Here is a 19,529-nt window from a genome sequence, read left to right as displayed (position 1 = left end):
TCCACGGATCTCTCTCCTCGATTCCTCTAGAAAGCAGACCCCACCCCATGAGCATGACCCCCGAACAGGCCCGCTGGTTCGCCGAGACCTTCGACAAGCTCGTCCAGAGCGTCGGTCAGGCCGTCCTCGGCAAGAACGAGGTGGTCCGCCTGGTGCTGACCTCGATGATGGCTCCCGGCCACGTGCTGCTCGAGGACGCCCCCGGCACGGGCAAGACCTCGCTGGCCCGCTCGATCGCCGCGACCGTGCAGGGCACCAGCACCCGCATCCAGTTCACCCCGGATCTGCTGCCGTCGGATGTCACGGGTGTGACCATCTACGACCAGAACACGAAGTCCTTCGAGTTCCACAAGGGCCCCGTGTTCGCGAACGTCGTCCTGGCCGATGAGATCAACCGCGCCTCGCCGAAGACCCAGTCGGCGATGCTCGAGGTGATGGAGGAGGGCCGGGTGACCGTCGACGGCGTCACCCACGAGGTCGGCAACCCCTTCATGGTGATCGCCACCCAGAACCCGATCGAGCAGGCCGGCACCTACCGCCTCCCCGAGGCGCAGCTGGACCGCTTCCTGATGAAGACCTCGATCGGTTACCCCGACCATGCCTCGAGCGTGCAGATCCTCCAGGGCTCCGCGCTGCGGGACCGCAGCAGCCAGCTCTCCCCGCGGATCTCCCTCCAGGCCGTCAACGACATGACGCAGCTGGCGGCGACCGTGCACGTGGATCCCGCGGTCCTCGAGTACGTCTCCCGCCTGATGGAGGAGACGCGGCTGGCCCCCGAGGTGCGGGTCGGCGTTTCCATCCGTGGTGCGCTCGCGCTCATGCGGGCGGTGAAGGTGTGGGCGGCCGTCAACGGGCGCCACTACGTCGTCCCCGATGACGTCAAGCACTTGGTCGAGCCCGTCTGGCTGCACCGCTTCGTGCTCGACCCCGAGGCCGAGTTCGCGGGCACCACCGCCAAGAGCGTCATGACCAAGATCCTCAGCGAGGTGGCGCCGCCCCAGGCACGGCAGCAGTCCGCATGAGTTCCCAGAGCTCCCTGCCCACCGACACCGCCGACGCCACCGTCGCGAAGGCGGAGGCGAAGAAGCGCCGCCGCGCCGCAGGAGCGGAGTCCCGGGCCGCGGCGCGCCGCAAGCGCAAGCAGGCCAGGGCAGGCTCGGCGGGCCGTCCCGACGCCCCCTCCGAGGGTGCAGGAATGTCGGAGGGTCAGGCCGAGGGCGAGGCCGGCACCGGCCTCGCCGGGCTGCGCGATCGCATCTCCGAGCTGTGGGAGCGCCGGATCCATCCCGTGCTCGACGTGGTCTCGCCCATCGGCTGGGCGGTGCTCGGCGCCGCCGTGGCGTGCTGGGTGATCGGACTGACCCTCCACGTCACCGAGCTGAACGTGATCGCTTTCGCGCTCAGCGTGCCGCTGCTGATCGCGGCCCTGTTCGTGCTCGGTCGCGCGTCCTACAAGGTCACCCTCGACCTGCAGACCCACCGCGTCGTGGTGGGCACCCGGGCCGTGGGCAGGGTGGAGGTCGCCAACCCCACCCAGCGCGTGATCCTCCCCTCGCGCATCGAGCTCGCCGTCGGCTCCGCCACCGCACAGTTCATGGTGCCGCGACTTGCCGCGGATGCTGCTCACGAGGAGCTCTTCGCCGTCCCCACCAAGCGTCGTGCCGTGCTGGTCGTCGGCCCGGTGCGCTCCGTGCGCGATGACCCGCTCTCGCTCATGCGCCGTCAGGTCACCTGGGCGAAGGAGCAGGAGCTCTTCGTCCACCCGCGCACCGCTCGCCTCGATGACGCGGCCAGCGGCTTCCTCCGCGACCTCGAGGGCACCCCCTCCTCGGACCTCTCCAGCTCCGACATCGCCTTCCACGCCCTGCGCGACTACGCGCCGGGCGATGACCGCCGTCATGTCCATTGGCGCACCACCGCCCGCACCGGAAAGCTCATGGTCCGCCAGTTCGAGGAGACCCGGCGCTCGCACGTCGTGGTCGCCCTCGACAATCTCGCCGAGCACTACTCCAGCGCCGACGAGTTCGAGCTCGCGGTCTCCGTGGCCGCCTCGATCTCGGCCCAGACCTTCCGCGAGGAGAAGGAGCTGACCCCGTTCACCTTCGACGAGCGGCAGAGCACCGGGACGCTGCGGCAGATGATGGACGACTACACCGTCGTGGAGCAGCTCAAGGAGCGCATCTCCTTCCACGCGCTCGGGCAGAAGGCCGCTGATCTGGCACCCAACGCCTCTGCGGTGATGATGGTGGTCGGTTCCCACACCACGGCGCGCGAGCTGAACTCCGCCGCCAATCAGCTGCCGATCGGGGTGATGGCCGTGGCGATCCGCTGCGTCGACGATGCCGAGGTGAAGAGATCCGCGATCGGCAGTCTCGACGTGGTCACGCTCGGATCGCTCGACACCCTGGCGCGGGCCCTGCGGGCGGTGGGGCGATGAGCACGACGGCCCCGTCCGCGCCCAAGCGCGCGCCCAGCTACTTCTCGACCATCAGCAACAGCCGTCGGAGCCTGGACCTGGTGACGCTCGGCGCCCTCTTCGTCCTCGCCATGCTCGGCTTCCATCATGTCTACGGCGGGGTCCAGTACCTGCTCACCGGAGTGATGGCGCTCGTGTTCGGCACGCTGATCGCCCTGATCGGCGCCAGATGGCGCTGGGGCCCGCTGCGGATCACTCCGCTGGTGCTGCTGGTGTACTTCCTGTTCGGGCCGATGTTCGCCGCGCCCACCCGCGCTCTGTGGGGGATCGTCCCCACTCCGGGAGCGCTGTGGGACCTGCTCAAGGCACCGGTGACCAGCTGGAAGTCCGTGCTGACGGTGGCTCCGCCGGTGGGTACCGCCCAGGGCGTGCTCGCCGTGGCATGGATCAGCGTGCTGCTGCTGTCGCTGCTGGGGATGAGCGTCGTGCTGCGCAGCCGCCTCTACGTGCTCGCCTGGCTGTTCCCGCTCGCGCTGGTCGGGGTCACGATCGTGTTCGGCACCGATCAGGCGTTCTCTCCGGTGCTGCGGGGCGTGCTCTACGCGATCATCTCGGTGGCGTGGCTGACCTGGCGGTTCGAGGGCGGCCGGCTGTCCAACGCGCAGTCGACGATCATCTCCGACACCGTGCGGCCGGGCTCCTGGAAGAACCCCGTGCTGCGTCGCCGAGTGATCGGGGGAGCAGTGATCATGGCACTGGCCGGCGGTGGCGCCGTCGCGGCGCACACCCTGCTGGATCCGCCGGCGGGAACGATCCGCTATGCGACTCGTGACCACATCAATCCGCCCTTCGATCCGCAGGAGTACGTCTCCCCGCTGTCGGAGTTCCGCGGCTACCTCAAGGACCAGCGGAAGACGGAGCTGTTCTCCGTCACCGGGATGAGCGAGGGGGAGTTCGTCCGCCTCGCCACCATGGACCAGTGGGACCTCCACGTCTACAACGTCGCCAGCAGCCAGAAGAAGGAGAGCTCCTCCGGGTCGTTCCTCCGCACCGCTCCGGGGGTCGACCTCGTCGACGGCGGTCCGGAGGAGCGCGTCTCCACGGTGACGATCGGCGCCTACACCGGGGTGTGGATGCCCACGCTCGGGGAGCGCACCCATCGCATCGACCTCGAGGACATGTCCACCGACCGCTCCAGCGTGACGGCGGAGAACCTCTTCCTGAACCAGCAGTCGCAGACCCTGGTCAACTCCCGAGGAGTGCAGGTCGGGGACGTCTACGAGCTCTCTTACGAGCCGTACGTCGAGCCGACGGCGGAGCAGACGCGCACGGCGACGTTCGCCGACATCGAGATGCCGGACAACCTGCCTGTGGACAGCTTCACGCAGTTCGCGGACGAGTGGGCCGGGGACTCGGACTCCGACTTCGAACGGTTCCAGAACCTCTCGCGCGCCGTGAAGGACGATGCCTACTACTCGCACGGCCTCGACGAGGACACCGCCTCGCTGTCCGGGCATGGGGTCAGCCGCCTGCAGGCGATGCTCGAGGAGGTCAGCTTCGACGAGGACACCCCCGATGCGCAGCCCATGGGACGGATCGGTGATGAGGAGCAGTACGCCGCGCTCCTCGCGACCCTGGCCCGTTCGATCGACATCCCCGCCCGGGTGGTGATGGGATTCGAGGTGCCCGCCGGACAGGAGGGCACCGTCTCGATCACTGGTGATGACGTCACCGCCTGGGTCGAGGTGAAGTTCGAGGGCATCGGCTGGGTGCGCTTCGACCCCGCGCCCGATGAGGACGAGGACCCGACCGAACCTCAGCCCAAGGAGGTGGAGAAGCCGCTTCCGCAGGTCGCGCAGCCGCCGCCCCCGCCCGCTGAGCCGCCGAGCCCGCCGCCGGGCGCGATGAGCGACGAGAACGAGGACGACGATCCGCTGCCGCCGGACGACCGGTCCTGGGTGGTCTATCTCGGGATCGGACTGATCCCGCTGGTGCTGGCCCTGCTCGCCGCGCTCGCCGTGGTCATCGCCAAGCGGACCCGTCGAGGCAGGCGCCGTGCCCGCGGGGCGCTGCCGGACCGTGTCGACGGCGGATGGCAGGAGATCCTCGATCTGATGGACGACATGGGTCGGCGCCCGGATCCGCTGCTGACCCGCGCCGAGACGGCTGCTCGTCTGGACGCCGACATCCCGGCGATGGGGGCGCTGGTCCTTGCAGGCAGGGCGGACCGCGCCGTGTTCGGTCCCGATGACCTCCCCGAGGCGGCGGTGGAGGAGTACTGGACGCACGTCATGGCGGCCCGGCGTAGCATGTCCGCTGCGGTGCCGTGGCACCGGCGGCTGAGGGCGGCGCTGTCACTGCGCTCCTTCCGGCGACGGTCAGCCGATCGGCGCCGCGAGAAGAAGCGCACGCGGGGCAGGGACCGAGCCCGAGATCGGGCCGTGCGGCGCACGGAGGCGCTGAGGCGTCGACGCTCCTCGCTGCGCACCTCCACGAAGACGAAGAAGCGATCGAGGAAGGGCCCAGCCTGATGAGCCAGACGCGATACTGCAGCACCTGCGGAACGCTGCTCGCCGAAGGGGCGGCGATCTGCGGAGAGTGCGGTGCGCGCTACCAGGCCTCGCCGTACGAACGCCGCGCGACCGATGCGCCCGGGGCCTGGTCACAGGCACCCCGGCAGCGGTCACGGGAGCTCAGCGAGGATCAGGCACCTCCGGAGGAGGACGGCGTCGAGCTCATCACGCGGGATTCGCTCGAGCCGAAGAACCCCAGTGCCACGACGCTCCGATCCCAGGAACAGTACGATCAGCTGATGGTCACGCAGCCTCCGATGAACCAGAACGCTCCCGGGCCCGGCCCGAGCATGCAGAGCGGACCCGGCTCGCCCGGCCCCGCTCCCAGTGCGCCGCCGACCGCACAGGAGATGGAGCGGCCGTTGGACGGCTGCTCCCCGGCCGCACCGCTGAAGCGATTCCTCGCCGCCCTGGTCGATGCCGTGATCGGCACTCTGGTGATGGTGCCGCTGCTCATCGGGCTGATCCTGGTGCTGACCTCCGAGGAGATCGGGCTGCTTCCCCAGATCCTGATCGGCGTGGGCACGGCGCTTCCGGCCGCCTACGCCGTCCTGATCATCTGGCTCTCCGGCGCCAAGGGTTTCAGCCTCGGCAAGCTGATCCTCGGCCTGCGGATCACGCGAGCGAGTGCGGGTGGTCCCCTCGGGTTCCTGCGCGCCCTCGGCCGCTGGGTCCTCTACGGCCTGATCCCGCTGATCATGGCGCTGTCGATCTTCATCGACCCGAAGAAGCAGCTGCGGGGATTCCATGACCGGGTGGTCGACTCCGTGGTCGTGGACATCAAGGCCGGCCGCAACCCTATGCAGCCGCGCCCTGACGACTTCGAGCGCGAGAGCGCCGAGCACTACCTGGGAGCACCGTCGGTGGCGGTCTCCACGCACGAGAACCTGATGGCGAAGCCCGGCGCGGCCTGGGAGGGCTCCTCGGCGCCCGAGGTGTCCCAGCCGGCCGCCGGTGGCTGGGCGGACCCGCAGCAGGGTGCCCCGAGCCCCTATGCGCCGCCCGTCTCGGGCGGCTCCGCCTCCACCGGCTCCGCCGCCGACGCCCCGGGAGCCGCTGCTCCCTGGGCCTCGGCCCCTGGCCTGGACTCCGCCGCACCTCAGCAGCCCGCAGGGGGCGGCTGGGCGCCGCCGCCGATCGATCCGGTCCACTCGCAGCAGTCCTCCTGGGACCAGCCGGCGCCCGCGCCCCAGCAGTCGTGGGGCCGGCCGGGCGCTGACGCGCAGTCCCAGCAGTCCTCCTGGGACCAGCCGGGTGCTGAGCAGCAGCAGTCCGGGTGGGGGCAGCAGGGTGCTGAGCAGCAGCAGTCCGGGTGGGGTCAGCCCGATCCGGCTCAGCAGTCCTGGGGCCAGCCGAGCGCCGAGCCGCAGCCGCAGTCGTGGGATGCACCGGCGCCCCAGCAGCAAGGCGTGCCGGAGCAGCAGGACGGTCAGGCACCCTCCTGGGGGCAGCCGTCCACTCCGCCCCCGAGCCTGCAGCAGTCGTGGCAGCAGCAGACCGCGCCGGAGACCCCGCGCACCGACGACGTGCAGGGCTGGGGCCCGCCCTCGGCCCCGTCCGAGCAGCCGTCGGCGCCGTCGGCTCCCTATAGCCAGGACCCCGAGGCACCGGCACCGGCCGCTCAGGACGGCGCCGGGGCAGGTACGGCAGGTGTCCCGAGTGACCTCACCGGGGACGCATGGGGCGCTGACGACCAAGGCGTGGACGAGCAGACCCGTCTCACCGTCGCGGATGATCCTCTCGGCGATCTGGAGCAGACCCGCATCTCTGCGGTGAAGCTGCCGCCGGTCACGAAGCTGCGCCTGGTGACGGACGATGGCACCGAGCGCACCGTCGAGAAGGCGGTCGTCCTCGGGCGCAACCCCTCCGCACCCGGCGAGGAGGTGCTGTTCGTGATGAAGGACGACACCAGGTCCGTCTCCAAGACGCATCTTCGCATCGACGGCACCGGCGACGACGTGACCGTGACCGATCTGGGCTCCACCAACGGCTCGACGATCCTGCGCGAGGACGGCTCCCGGGAGAACCTGGTGCCAAACTCCCCGACGGTCCTGCCCACCGGGGCGCAGGTGACTCTCGGCGATCGGACCGTCTCCGTGGAGAGGGAGCAGTGATCGACCGATCCCTCTCGGATCCGGACCTCCAGGGCACCATCCGGGTGGTCTCTGCGTCTGCCACCCATGTGGGGCATGTGCGAGCCACCAATGAGGACAGCATCCTCGACGCGCCACCGATCTTCCTGGTCGCCGACGGGATGGGCGGCCACAACGCGGGCGAGGTCGCCAGCGCGATCGCGGTGGAGGAGTTCGAGAAGCTCACGATCCAGGAGAACGTAACCGTCGAGCAGCTCGGTGACGCGCTCCGCTCGGCCGCGGTGCGGATCGGGGAGCTCGGCGGCGAGTCGACCCTCGGCGCGGGGACCACCGTCTCGGTGGTCGCCACGATGGTCCTGGACGGGGTCGGCTACTGGGTGGTGCTGAATCTCGGGGACTCCCGGGTCTATCGCCTTTCCGGCGACATCTTCGAGCAGGTCAGCGTCGATCATTCGGTGGTTCAGGAGCTGATGGACCGTGGTGAGATCACTGCGGAGCAGGCGAAGGTGCACCCCTATCGCCACATGGTCACCCGTGCCCTCGGCGCCGGTCCGGAGTCCGATCCTGATTACTGGCTGATCCCGGCCGAGGGCGGTGACCGCATGCTCATCTGCTCGGACGGTCTGACCGGCGAGGTGGATGACGCCACCATCGAGCGCCAGCTGTGCGGTCCTGCGGATGTGCGCACCCTCTGCGAGGACCTGGTCGGAAGGGCGCTCGATGCCGGTGGCCACGACAACGTCAGCGTTGTCGTGGTCGAGGCCGTCGAGGTCGTCGGGCAGTCGCTGGACTCCGAGAACACCTCCGACGGGCCGCAGAGCCCCGGCGAGGCCCCCGAGTTCGAGGTCGATGAGGACACCCTCCCGCGCGCGATCACGGGCGATGGCGGCGCACGATGACCGACAGCAGCAGCCTCGACCCCGCGAGCCTTCTCGGGAGCGGGACCTGGATCAAGCAGGGCCCGGCCACGCTCCTGCTGCGCGAGAACGCCTGGGTGGTGCTGGTCCCGGGCCTGCGCAAACAGGTGACCGAGGCCGCCTGGACCGTGCTGGGGGAGAAGCCGGCGCCCGAGGAGTTCCTGGACCGGCTCGTCGAGGCCGGTGAGCTCGGCAGCGCGGACAAGCTCACGGCGCTCCTGTTCGGCTTCCACGACGGAGACCGCGGCGTCTTCGGCGTGAAGGGCAGGACCCCGATCGCGGTCTACACCGCCGAGGGCTCCCAGCAGATCGCCGGCACCGAGGACGAGCCCTTCGTGCTGCGGACGCTCGACGGTGTGCGGCGCACGGCCTTCGGCGACCTCCCCCCGGAGGATGTGGTCGGCACCGCGCGCCTGGGCTCCGGCATCGTCCCTGCGCGAGGATTCGTGCACGTCACCATCGATCCCGCCGAGCTGGCGGAGAGCGAACGTGCAGCGCTCGCCGAGCAGGTCGAGGCCGACGGTCGGTCGATCGAGGATCCCGAGGCCAAGAAGCGCCGTGCCGAGCGTCCCGCTCCGGCGCCGAAGCCCTCCGCGACCGGCAGCACGACCCCGTCGAGGAAGCCGGCCGTCGCCTCCCGGAAATCCGGAGAGATGCCTCCGTCGCTGTCACGCGGCAGCACCGGGTCCGGCAGGCCCTCCAGCAGCTCCTCCGCGTCCAGCACTTCGGAGTCCGCCTCGTCTGCCCCGAACATGTTCGAGGGGCTCTTCGGCGACAGCGCGCCGAAGCAGCCCCCCTCACCCGAGACGACGTCGGGCTCCTCGGCCGGTGCAGTGCCGACCCCGACCGGCGCCGCGAGCGCTGCGGAGAGTGCCCCGGCCGCCCCGGTCGCGAGTGCGACCGCGTCGCCTGCGGCGGCGGGCACGGGCGCACCGACCGCGAATGCCGGAGCCGAGCCGGGCACCGCCACCACCGGCGCGTCGACCAGCGACGCGGAGAAGCCGGCGGCGCCGCGCCGACGCCTGGTGAGCACCTCCCTCTTCGACCGCAAGAAGACCAGCTCACCGAAGACCGCGCCCCCAGACCGTGCAGCGGAAGCCACCGCGGCACCGGTGGCCGAGGCGGCCGCCTCGACGCCTGCACCCGAGCCCGCCGCATCGACGCCCGAGCAGCAGGCACCGGCCCCTGAGCCTGCCGCACCGGCCCCCGAGCCGGCCGCGATCGCTCCGGCAGCCGGGGCATCGGCCGTGGCGCCGAGCCCTGCCCCGCCGGCGGCGATCCCGACCCCGGAGCCCCCGGAGGACGAGGACTACTCACCGTCCGTGCCGCTTCGGTCGGAAGGCACCGATGCCCTGTCCTCCCCGGTCACGAAGGTCGCGCCGATCGACGACGGCGAGGCCGATGACGAGGACGGGGACCAGGCGGCGCCGAGAACGGCTCCTCCGGCGAGCCCTGGGCCTGCGACGACCTCCGGGTCGGCTCCGCACGCCGCCCCCGCGCGGGTCGCCGAGCAGCGTCGGTCGGAGGGCGACCTCGAGAACACCGGCGCCTACGACGATCTCTTCGGCAAGACGGTGTTCCGCCGGATCGAGGATGCCGCGGTCCGTCGCACCGAAGGGGAGGAGGACGAGGAGGAGAGCGAGCAGACCCCGTCCCCGGTCGCGGCCCCTGATGCTGCCGAACCCAGCACTCCCGAGAGCTCCGCACCGGAGGAGTCTGCGGCCCCCGCTCCGGAGCCCGAGCAGTCCGCCGCCCCGAGCGAGTTCATCGACTGGGTGCCGGGAGTCGGTCGCACCGCCCCCGAGATCGCCCAGGCCAAGGCCCGCAGAGAGGCCGCACCGCCTGCCCCCGAACCTGCGTACCCGCAGGTCCACATGGCCGAGCGTCCGCCGGCTCCGAACACCGGCTCTCGGCCGGCGCCGAGCGTCTCCCCGACGGCGTACGAGCAGCCGGGGGCATACGGCGCCGGGGCGCACGGCCAGGCCGGGACCTTCGGTCAGGCGGGTCAGCAGCCGCCCTACGGCGGCCCGATGAGCACGGGGGCCGCCGGCCAGCAGGTGGGCTACCCGGGCGTCCCCGGTCAGTCGCCGCAGCACCCGTACGGGCCGACGAACCCAGGAGCCGCCGGCTATCAGCTCGGCTTCCCCGGCCCTCAGCAGGGCGGTCAGCTCGCCGGTCCTCCGGCGCGGTCAGGACCCAGCGCGCCGCAGGGTGCGAACCCGCAGCACCCCCACGCGCAGCACGCCACCCCGCAGCATCCGAACCCTCAGCACGGGGGATCGCCGCACGCAGGGCCGCAGAACATGAGCCCGCAGAACATGGCGCCGCGACAGGGCCACGGGTATCCGCACGGGATGCCACCGCAGGCGGCACCGGGTTCCGGGGCCTCCCCCTACGGGCAGGGCCCCACGCCGCAGCAGCCGGTGTCGCAGCGTCCCGCCCCGCAGCAGCCCGCTCCTCAGCGCCCCGGACCCTATGGCGGGGCGCCCGGGCAGGGTCGCCATGCCAGTGCACCGCATCCGGTGGCGCCCTCCGGCCCTCCCGCGGCACCGGGACGCCCCTCCGCGCCGCCCGCCGCTCAGGGCTCGGGACCGTCGTCGGCAGGCAGCGCCGGCCAGGTGACGGGCGGTGCGGTCGCCCTGCCCGGTCTCGTCTGCGCGAACGGCCATGCCAACTCGCCGGAGCGCGCGGCCTGCCGGGTGTGCGGAGCCCCCCTGCATGGGGAGACCCGCACGGTCGCGCGGCCTCCGCTGGGAGCCGTGACTGTCTCGGGCGGTGAGCGCTTCGTGCTGGATCGCAGCGCGATCATCGGGCGCCGTCCGCGGGCCTCCCGCGTCAGCGCGCAGGACATGCCTCAGCTGATCACCGTGCCCAGCCCGCAGCAGGACATCTCGCGGTCGCACCTCGAGCTCCGACTGGAGGGCTGGCACGTGGTCGCCCTCGATCTCGGCACCACCAACGGCACCACGCTGTATCGCGAGGGCTTCGAACCCGTCCGGCTGAGGTCGCGCGAAGGCGTCGTCCTGCACGACGGGGACCATCTGGACCTCGGCGATGACGTGCACCTGGTGTTCGGAGAGAAGGCATGAGCTCGAGACCGCCCTCACCGCCGCCGCGCCTGCCCGGTTACGAGTACGAGCAGCTGCTCGGCTCCGGCGGCTTCGCCGATGTGTTCCTGTACCGCCAGTTCCGCCCCCAGCGGCGAGTGGCGATCAAGGTGCTGCTCTCCAACGTCCTGGACGAGTCCGTGCGTCGCCTCTTCGATGCCGAAGCCAACGTCATGGCCCAGATGTCGACCCACCCCTCCATCGTCACGATCCATCAGGCCGATGTCTCCGATGACCACCGCCCGTACATCGTCATGGAGAACTGCTCGCGTCCGAACTACGGAGTGCGCTTCCGCAAGGAGCGGATCTCGGTCGCGGAGGCGCTGAGGGTCGGGGTGCAGATCGCCGGGGCCGTGGAGACCGCGCATCGAGCGGGAATCCTCCACCGAGACATCAAGCCGGCGAACATCCTGGTCACGGACTACAACCGGCCGGCGCTCACGGACTTCGGCATCTCCATCGCGACCACGAAGGGGGATGACGTCGAGGATTCCCAGGGGATGTCGATCCCCTGGTCGCCGCCGGAGTTCTTCGCGGACACCCCTCGCGCCGATGTGCGCAGCGACGTGTTCTCCCTGGCCGCGACCGTCTACTCGCTGCTGGCAGGTCAGACTCCCTTCGAACGCAGGGGCCAGCGCAACACCGCTGCCGATCTGATCCATCGCATCGCCACGGAGCCGCTGCAGCCGCTGAACCGGCCCGACGTCCCCGGCGAGCTGAACCGCGTGCTCTCGATCGCCATGGCGAAGGACCCCGCCGGCCGCTACGACACGGCGCTCGCCTTCGGGCGCGGCCTGCAGCAGGTCGAGCTCGCGCTCTCGCTGCCCGTGACGCAGATGGACGTGCTCGACGACAGGGCCGCACCCGTCTCGCACCGTGCCGAGGACGACGAGCTCGACATGCACACCCGGATCCGCAAGGTCGCGACCGTCGACCCGGACTCGGCAGGCACCACCGGGCCCGGCCGGAAGCGCCCCCTGGACCCGTTCGCCGGAGTCGCACCGGCACTGGGCGCTGCTTCCGCGCCCGCGCACCGGCCGCGTCCCCAGGCATCCGCGGCCTCGGCCTCCGAGGGCGGTGAGGGGTCAGGGGGCTCGCTCGAGTCGACCATGCTGCGACCGGCAGGGGCGGTGCACGGCGCGGCCTCCGGGATGTCACCGCTGCCGCCGACGGGGGAAGAACCCCCCTCTGAAGAGAAGCCCAGGACACCGGCCTGGCCCTTCGTGATGCTGGCGGCCTTCTTCGTCATCGTGCTCGGCGTCGGCGCGACGCTCGGGGCGCGCCACTTCCTGATCCCCGAGGAGCCACCGATCCCCACGAAGGACGTCACCGAGGTGACCCGGCCCCCGGAGGACCCGGGGGAGCCCACCAGCGTCGAGCTCCAGGTGATCTCCACAGGCGAGGGCACGAAGGAGAACGGTCGTGTGCGGGTCACCTGGGAACCGCCGGAGGGCGTCACCCAGGAGGAGCACTACATCGTCCGCTGGGCGGACATGCCCAAGAACTACGAGCGCTTCGGCGTCCAGCGGGAGGTGCACGGCCGCAACAGCATCGTGCTGGAGATCCCGCCGCAGCTGCCGGAACCGTGCGTCGAGGTGACGACGGTGAATCCCAACGGCGGCGCCAGCGGCACGGTGGAGACGTGTCTGGAGACCGGGTGACGGGTACCGTGCATCCATGACGGGCGACGGCGGCGGCGAAGACGGCAGCTGCACAGACGGTGACAACAGAGGGGACGGCTGAAGATGGCGTCGACGATTTCGGTCGAGTTCTGCGGAGAGTGGTTGCGCGTCGAGGACGGCGAGGAGCTGACCATCGGTCGGGAGGCCGATCTCACCGTCGATGAGGACAATGCGTTCCTCCATCGGCGGTTCCTCACCATCGTCCAGGTCGAATCGATGTGGTGGCTGGTCAACATCGGGTCCCGCCTCTCTGCGACGATCACCGACGGCTCCGGCTCGATGCAGGCATGGCTGGCCCCGGGCGCTCGGATCCCGCTGGTCTTCGACGTCACCAAGGTCGTGTTCACCGCCGGCCCCACCACCTACGACCTCTCGGTGCACGCGGACTCCCCGGAGTTCGCACGGATCGCCGGGCCGGACGATCCGGTGGGGGAGACCACCATGGGATCGGTGCAGCTCACCCCCAGCCAGAAGCTGCTGATCCTCGCGCTGTCCGAGCCGATGCTGGTGCGTGAGGGATCGGGCATGAGCTCGGTGCCGACCTCGGCCCAGGCCTCGAAGCGGCTGGGCTGGCCGCTGACGAAGTTCAATCGCAAGCTGGACAACGTCTGCGACAAGCTGGACCGTCTCGGCGTCCGAGGCCTGCGCGGCGGGCCGGGGAAGCTGGCCAGCAACCGGCGTGCCCGCCTGGTCGAGCACGCCGTCTTCTCGCGACTGGTCACCACCGAGGACCTGCCGCTGCTGGACCAGACTCAGGACACTGACGAGGACTGAGGCGTCCGCCGTCCCGTGCGGACGACGACCACCAGCGACGGAACATCAGCGACGGACACGGCCGCCCCGACAGGGCGGACCGGCAGGCGGGCGAGGGGCCCGCCAGGGGGAGGAACACCGATGCGCATCAAGCTCACGCTGCGCAGGCCCGAGAATCGGCTGACCGATCTCGAGGTCACCGCCGATGCCACGGCGACCGTGGCGGACGTCGCGAACGCGCTCTACCTCGCCGACCCGCTGCGCGGTGACATCGAGGCGCCCGAGGGCCTGACCCTTCAGGTCCAGGACCCCGGCGCCGGCCCGGGGGCGAAGGGCGTGCGCTCGCTGGATCGGGAGATCGACCTGATCCAGGCCGGTCTGCGCTCCGGCAGCATCGTCTCCATCGCTCGCTCCTCCGCGGAGTACGCGACCCGTTCGGAATCCCGCGGCGCGGCGGTCGCGCTGATGCGCGTGCTCTCCGGACCCGAGGCGGGGCGAGAGTTCCCCCTGCCCTCGGGCTCGAGCGTCGTGGGCCGGGAAGGCGACATCGACATCCGGATCATGGACCCGATGCTCTCCAAGCGGCACGCCCGCATCAATGTCGGCGACTCGATCGAGATCGTCGACCTCCACTCCTCCAACGGCATCGTGATCGGTGGCGAGCAGGTGCAGCGGGCGGTGATCGGCCCGTCGGACACCGTGCTGATCGGCCAGACCACCTTCTCGGTGATCGCCCTGCACCGCCTCGGAGGGACCGCTCCGAGCTCTCCCGTGGTCGAGTTCAACCGCTCCCCGCGAGTGGTGCCCCGCTTCCCCTATCGGCCGCTGAAGGCACCGACTCCGCCCAAGGAGCCGCAGCCGCAGTTCTTCCCGATCTTCATGATGTTCGCCCCGATCCTCATGGGCGGATTCATGTTCTCGATGACCCGCAGCCCCTTCTCGCTCATGTTCGTGTTCATGATGCCGATGATGGCCACCGCCGGGTACCTGAACCGCAAGTTCCAGCAGAAGAAGGTGCTCGAGCGCCAGATCAAGAACTTCGAGGAAGGGCTGGCCTCTCTGAAACGGAGGGTCACCGCAGCCCAGGATCTCGAGCGCGCGGTGCGCCTGGTGGAGACGCCCTCGGCCGCGGACACCGTGGATGCGGCCTTCCGTCTGGGCCGTCTGCTGTGGACCCACCGTCCCGAGCACAACGCCTTCGGCACCGTGCGACTCGGCCTCGGCATCGCCGAATCCCGGGTCGGCATCGACATGCCGGGGGAGAACGACGCGATCCCCAAGTACTACGACATGCTCGACGACATGCACGAGGAGTACAAGCTGATCGCCGGCGTGCCGGTGGCGGCAGAGCTCCGCTACGCCGGGAACATCGGCGTGGCCGGCGGCGGCGAGGAGGCCGACGGCGTCGCCCGGGGCATCGTCACCCAGATCTTCGCCCTGCACTCGCCGGCCGAGGTGGCGATCGCCGCGATCACCTCCCGCTCCAGTCGCGAGATGTGGCAGTGGCTGAAGTGGCTGCCGCACACCTCGAGCCCGCACTCGCCGCTGCCCGGCGACCACCTCGCCGACACCCCCGGGCGGGGCACCTCGCTGCTCTCGCGCATCGAGGAGCTGATCGAGCAGCGTGCGGGCGACGCCCCGCCCCAGCTCCGCACCCCGATGACCCAGAAGATCGAGGACGAGCCGCAGGTCCCGCCCGAGCCGGTCGCCCCGAACCTGGTGGTCGTGATCGAGGACGACGCCCCGGTGGACCGGGCCCGGCTGGTGCGCATCGCGGAGCGAGGACCGGACGTCGGCGTGCACGTGATCTGGTCCGCCTCGAACGTCGCCGCGCTGCCGGCGGCCTGCCGCACCTACGTCTCCGTCGAGGAGTCCGTGGAGGGCGCGAGCGCCGGGCACGTGCGTCTGGGGGAGCGGTTCTACCCCGTCACGGTCGAGACGGTCTCCGTCGAGGTCGCCTCCGGCGTGGCCCGCCACCTCTCGCCGGTGGTCGATGCCGGCGTCCCGATCGACGACGACTCCGACCTCCCGCGCGCGATCTCCTACCTCAAGCTCGCCGGCATGCAGATGGCCGAGGACCCGAACTCGATCATCGAGCGGTGGAAGGAGAACAACTCCCTCACCCCGCGCGACGGCTCCGAGCCCCAGCGCCGCAAGCACGATGCGAACCTGCGCGGGCTGATCGGCCACAACGGCCAGGACGCCTTCCATCTCGATCTGCGCACCAACGGCCCGCACGCCCTGGTGGGCGGCACGACCGGCGCCGGCAAGTCCGAGTTTCTCCAGGCCTGGGTGCTGGGCATGGCCACCGCCCACAGCCCCGACCGGGTGACCTTCCTGTTCGTGGACTACAAGGGCGGCGCCGCCTTCGCGGACGCCGTCGCCCTGCCGCACACCGTGGGCCTGGTCACCGACCTCTCCCAGCACCTGGTGCGCCGAGCCCTGACCTCGCTGCGGGCCGAACTGCATCACCGCGAGCACCTGCTGAACCGGAAGAAGGCGAAGGACCTCGTCTCCCTGGAGCGCACCGGCGACCCCGAGGCTCCGCCCAGCCTGATCATCATCGTCGACGAGTTCGCGGCGCTGGCCAAGGAGATCCCCGAGTTCGTCGACGGCGTCGTGGACGTCGCCGCCCGAGGCCGCTCCCTGGGACTGCACCTGATCCTCGCGACCCAGCGCCCCGCGGGCGTCATCAAGGACAACCTGCGCGCGAACACGAACCTCCGCATCGCGCTGCGCATGGCCGACGAGGCCGATTCGAAGGACATCCTGGGGGACAAGATGTCCGCTCACTTCGACCCCAGCATCCCGGGTCGTGGCGCGGCCAAGACCGGTCCCGGCCGCATCGCCACGTTCCAGACCGGCTACGCGGGCGGCTGGACCACGGACGAGCCCGAGCGGGCACGCATCGACATCGTGGAGAAGGACTTCGGCACCGGTGAGCAGTGGGACATCCCCGCCCCGCCCGCCAAGGAGGTCAAGGACCCCGGCCCCAACGACATCTCTCGCGTGGTCGCCACTGTCGTCGCCGCCGCGGAGAACGCCGGCGTGCCCGCTCCGCGCAAGCCGTGGCTGTCGGAGCTCGCCGATGCGTACGACCATTCGCGCCTGCCCAGCCGACGCACCGACGAGGAGCTCCTCCTGGGCGTCATGGACGTTCCCGAGGATCAGTCCCAGCCGACCATCTCCTACTTCCCCGACCGCGACGGGAACATGGCGATCTACGGCACCGGCGGCTCGGGTAAGTCCACCACCCTGCGCACCCTCGCCATCTCCTCGGCCTCGACCGTCCGCGGCGGACCCGTCCACGTCTACGGGCTCGACTTCGGCGCGTCGGGCCTGACGATGCTCGAGGATCTGCCCCACGTGGGCTCGATCGTCCCGGGGGACGATGAGGAGCGTGTGATCCGCCTGCTGCGCACCCTGCGCGAGCTGATCGATGAGCGGGCGAAGGAGTTCGCGAAGATCCGCGCCGGCTCCGTGGCGGAGTACCGCGACCTGGCGGGGAAGCCGGACACCCCGCGCATCCTGCTGCTGGTCGACGGCATGGCCGCATTCCGCGAGGCCTACGACTACTCGAACCTGTCCAAGTGGTTCACCGCCTTCGTCCAGATCGCGACCGACGGCCGCCAGGTGGGTGTGCACGTGATCGTCACCGGTGACCGTCCCAACGCGATCCCGACCTCTCTCGGCTCCTCCATCCAGCGACGCCTCATCCACCGCATGGCCAGCGTCGACGACTACGCGGCCTTCGGTGAGCCCAAGGACGTGCTGGACGGGAACTCGCCTCCCGGCCGGGCCATCCAGGACGGGCACGAGGTGCAGGTCGCGGTGCACGGCGGTGACGCCAACGTCGCGATCCAGTCCCGCGAGGTCGCCAAGCTCGCCGAGGCGATGCGCCGGGCAGGGGTCCCCGAGGCGCCGGCGATCGAGCGCCTGCCCGAGCGGGTCGAGTTCTCGACCCTGCGCCCCTCCGTCGGTGGGATGCCGGTCCTGGGGCTCTCCGACGAGACGCTCTCCGAGCTCACCTTCGAGCCTCGCGGCGCCTTCATGGTCACCGGCCCGATGAGCTCGGGCCGCACCACCGCGATGCTGACGATCGCCACCGGGCTCAAGGCGCTGCCCGAGCCGATGCGACTGGTCCGCTTCTCCTCACGCCGCACCCCGCTGACGGGACTGCCCATCTGGGACGTGGAGGCCTCGGACCCCGACACCGTCCGCGAGCTCGCGGGCCAGCTGCGCCAGACCATCGAGTCCGGCAGCGTCGGCGAGGGCAAGCTCGCCCTGTTCATCGACGGCGTCGCGGACTTCACCGGCAGCGGGGTCGAGAACGATCTGGACAAGCTCATCCGAGCCAGCACCCGGGAGGGCCAGTTCGTGGTCGGCGAGAACGAATCGGCCTCGTGGTCGCAGGCCTATGTGCTCGCCCAGCCCTTCAAGGCGGGCCGGCGCGGTCTGCTTCTGCAGCCGAGCGACATGGACGGCGATTCGCTGCTCGGCACCGGATTGGGGAGGATCCGTCGCGCAGACTTCCCGCCCGGCCGAGGATTCCTCGTCCACAGCGGCCGTGCCCTGAAGCTGCAGGTCGCGCAGATCACCAGCGGGTGATGCGAGGACGTCGACGGGGCGGTGCGGCGCGGTCCGCACCGCCCCGTCGACGTCCCCGGAACCTCCGGACCGCGGCCCCGTCCCCATGGGGACTCCTCCCCATGGTCCCGATTCCGGGATCGCTCTAGAGTGATCCTGTCGAACAGGACAGCAGGCCGGTGCACCGGAGGGGGCGCAGGCGAGAGCCACAGGAAGGGGAACCCGAACCGTGAACGCCACGAAGGGTATGAACGTCGGAGAGGTCCGGCGGATGTCGGCCCAGCTGCGCGAGGCGGCGGAGGAGATCACGCGGATCGAGCAGGAGCTGACCTCCGGCCTCGAGGGCGTGGACTGGACCGGACCGGACGCGGATCGATTCCGTGGTCAGTGGTCCGGCGAGATGGTGCCTGCGCTGCAGCAGATCATGAACGCGGTGAACGAGCTCGGCGATACCGCCGACCGCAACGCCGCCGAGCAGGAGTCGACCTCGAACAGCTGACGAGGCGCACTGAGGTCGCTGCGACCGATACCGGGGCCCGGGCGGAATCTCCGCTCGGGCTCCTGCCGTGCCTGGTATGTTTATCGCCGTCAGAGGTGGGACGAACGGAGCAGTTTTCATGGCAAAGAATGTCGAGTACCCGAGCGCCGATTTCCCCGGCCCGCCGAGGATTTCCCTCGAGGTGCCGGACGACTGGGAGACCCTGACCGTCCCCGGCGTCCAGCTCGCCGTGGCGCAGCCCCGCGTGGACGGTCAGTTCCGCGCCAACGTCGTGGTCACGGTGCAGCGGTTCGGACCGGAGTTCACCCTCCAGGCGGCGAAGGCCGGCCTCGAGCAGCGCAAGGCCGCCCTGCCCGAGCTCGAGGAGCTGGGCACCGGCGAGATCGAGGTGGAGGGGACCACCTGGATCGCCAGCGAGTACGGATACACGCAGCCCGGGCGCCCCACGGTGGTGCAGGCGGCGCGCTACGCGGTCGTCGACCGTGACGGGGTCGCCAAGGATGTCTTGGAGATCGTGGGCAGCTGCGGTGCCGAGAGCGCCGACGACGAGATCGAGACGGTCCGCACCATCCAGGACTCTCTGAGCCTGTCGCTGGACTGAGTCGAGCAGCTTTCCCGCCGCAGCGCGCGGCGCACGACGGCCGGCCTCGCCCCTGCACGGGGCGGGCCGGTTCGTCATGCAGGAGGGCAGAGCCGCGCGCAGGAGGGCAGAGCCGCCCGGGGGGCGATGTCCAGGGAGGTCCGAACGGGCAGTTCTGTACGGGGAGTTGTCCCCATCGCCAAGTGGTGGGGGGTGGTTCTAGGGTGGTGTCATCACCTGGGGGACAGGGTCGAGGAAGCGGTCAGAGGCCGTGGAGGTCTTCTCCGGTGGGTGGGACCGAGTTTTTTTCTACGACATGGAG

General features: G+C 70.7%; 11 protein-coding genes. All 11 read left to right on the top strand.

Annotated elements, in window-relative coordinates; all coding sequences use genetic code 11:
• Positions 1–47: 47 nt before the first annotated feature.
• The 11 genes from VF289_RS03015 to VF289_RS02965 all read left to right on the top strand — a co-directional run bounded on the left by VF289_RS03015 (position 48) and on the right by VF289_RS02965 (position 19,228).
• Positions 48–1,022 (top strand): MoxR family ATPase, encoded by a 975-nt coding sequence (locus VF289_RS03015; protein ID WP_330880953.1) that lies wholly within the window; start codon positions 48–50, stop codon positions 1,020–1,022.
• Complete coding sequence (locus VF289_RS03010) at positions 1,019–2,437, top strand: DUF58 domain-containing protein (RefSeq protein WP_330880952.1); 1,419 nt, start codon at positions 1,019–1,021, stop codon at positions 2,435–2,437. Before VF289_RS03015 ends, VF289_RS03010 begins: the two co-directional genes overlap by 4 nt.
• The gene (locus VF289_RS03005) at positions 2,434–4,947 is read left to right on the top strand and encodes a transglutaminase domain-containing protein (RefSeq protein ID WP_330880950.1); all 2,514 of its coding nucleotides are present in this window, start codon (positions 2,434–2,436) and stop codon (positions 4,945–4,947) included. The genes VF289_RS03010 and VF289_RS03005 overlap by 4 nt, the downstream gene beginning before the upstream one ends.
• Positions 4,947–7,103 carry an RDD family protein gene (locus VF289_RS03000; RefSeq protein ID WP_330880948.1) on the top strand — a complete coding sequence of 719 codons (2,157 nt, stop codon included), beginning with the start codon at positions 4,947–4,949 and terminating at the stop codon, positions 7,101–7,103. The genes VF289_RS03005 and VF289_RS03000 overlap by 1 nt, the downstream gene beginning before the upstream one ends.
• On the top strand, positions 7,100–7,981 hold the full coding sequence (locus tag VF289_RS02995; RefSeq protein ID WP_330880946.1) for a PP2C family protein-serine/threonine phosphatase: 882 nt from the start codon (positions 7,100–7,102) through the stop codon (positions 7,979–7,981). The genes VF289_RS03000 and VF289_RS02995 overlap by 4 nt, the downstream gene beginning before the upstream one ends.
• Positions 7,978–11,088, top strand: a complete 3,111-nt coding sequence (locus tag VF289_RS02990; RefSeq protein WP_330880944.1) for an FHA domain-containing protein — start codon at positions 7,978–7,980, stop codon at positions 11,086–11,088. Before VF289_RS02995 ends, VF289_RS02990 begins: the two co-directional genes overlap by 4 nt.
• Positions 11,085–12,767 carry a protein kinase domain-containing protein gene (locus tag VF289_RS02985; RefSeq protein ID WP_330880942.1) on the top strand — a complete coding sequence of 561 codons (1,683 nt, stop codon included), beginning with the start codon at positions 11,085–11,087 and terminating at the stop codon, positions 12,765–12,767. The genes VF289_RS02990 and VF289_RS02985 overlap by 4 nt, the downstream gene beginning before the upstream one ends.
• 84 nt (positions 12,768–12,851) lie before the next feature.
• The gene (locus VF289_RS02980) at positions 12,852–13,562 is read left to right on the top strand and encodes a hypothetical protein (protein ID WP_330880940.1); all 711 of its coding nucleotides are present in this window, start codon (positions 12,852–12,854) and stop codon (positions 13,560–13,562) included.
• Between the two features lie 120 nt (positions 13,563–13,682).
• The gene (locus VF289_RS02975; protein WP_330880938.1) at positions 13,683–18,149 is read left to right on the top strand and encodes an FtsK/SpoIIIE domain-containing protein; all 4,467 of its coding nucleotides are present in this window, start codon (positions 13,683–13,685) and stop codon (positions 18,147–18,149) included.
• 208 nt (positions 18,150–18,357) lie between these two features.
• Positions 18,358–18,627: a WXG100 family type VII secretion target gene (locus VF289_RS02970; protein WP_330880936.1), complete on the top strand. Its 270-nt coding sequence runs from the start codon at positions 18,358–18,360 to the stop codon at positions 18,625–18,627.
• Positions 18,628–18,745: 118 nt separating this feature from the next.
• Positions 18,746–19,228: a hypothetical protein gene (locus VF289_RS02965; RefSeq protein ID WP_330880934.1), complete on the top strand. Its 483-nt coding sequence runs from the start codon at positions 18,746–18,748 to the stop codon at positions 19,226–19,228.
• Positions 19,229–19,529: the final 301 nt, after the last annotated feature.

Source organism: Brachybacterium sp., assembly GCF_036379615.1.
Lineage (GTDB): Bacteria > Actinomycetota > Actinomycetes > Actinomycetales > Dermabacteraceae > Brachybacterium.
This window is presented reverse-complemented; position numbering and strand designations above follow the sequence as displayed.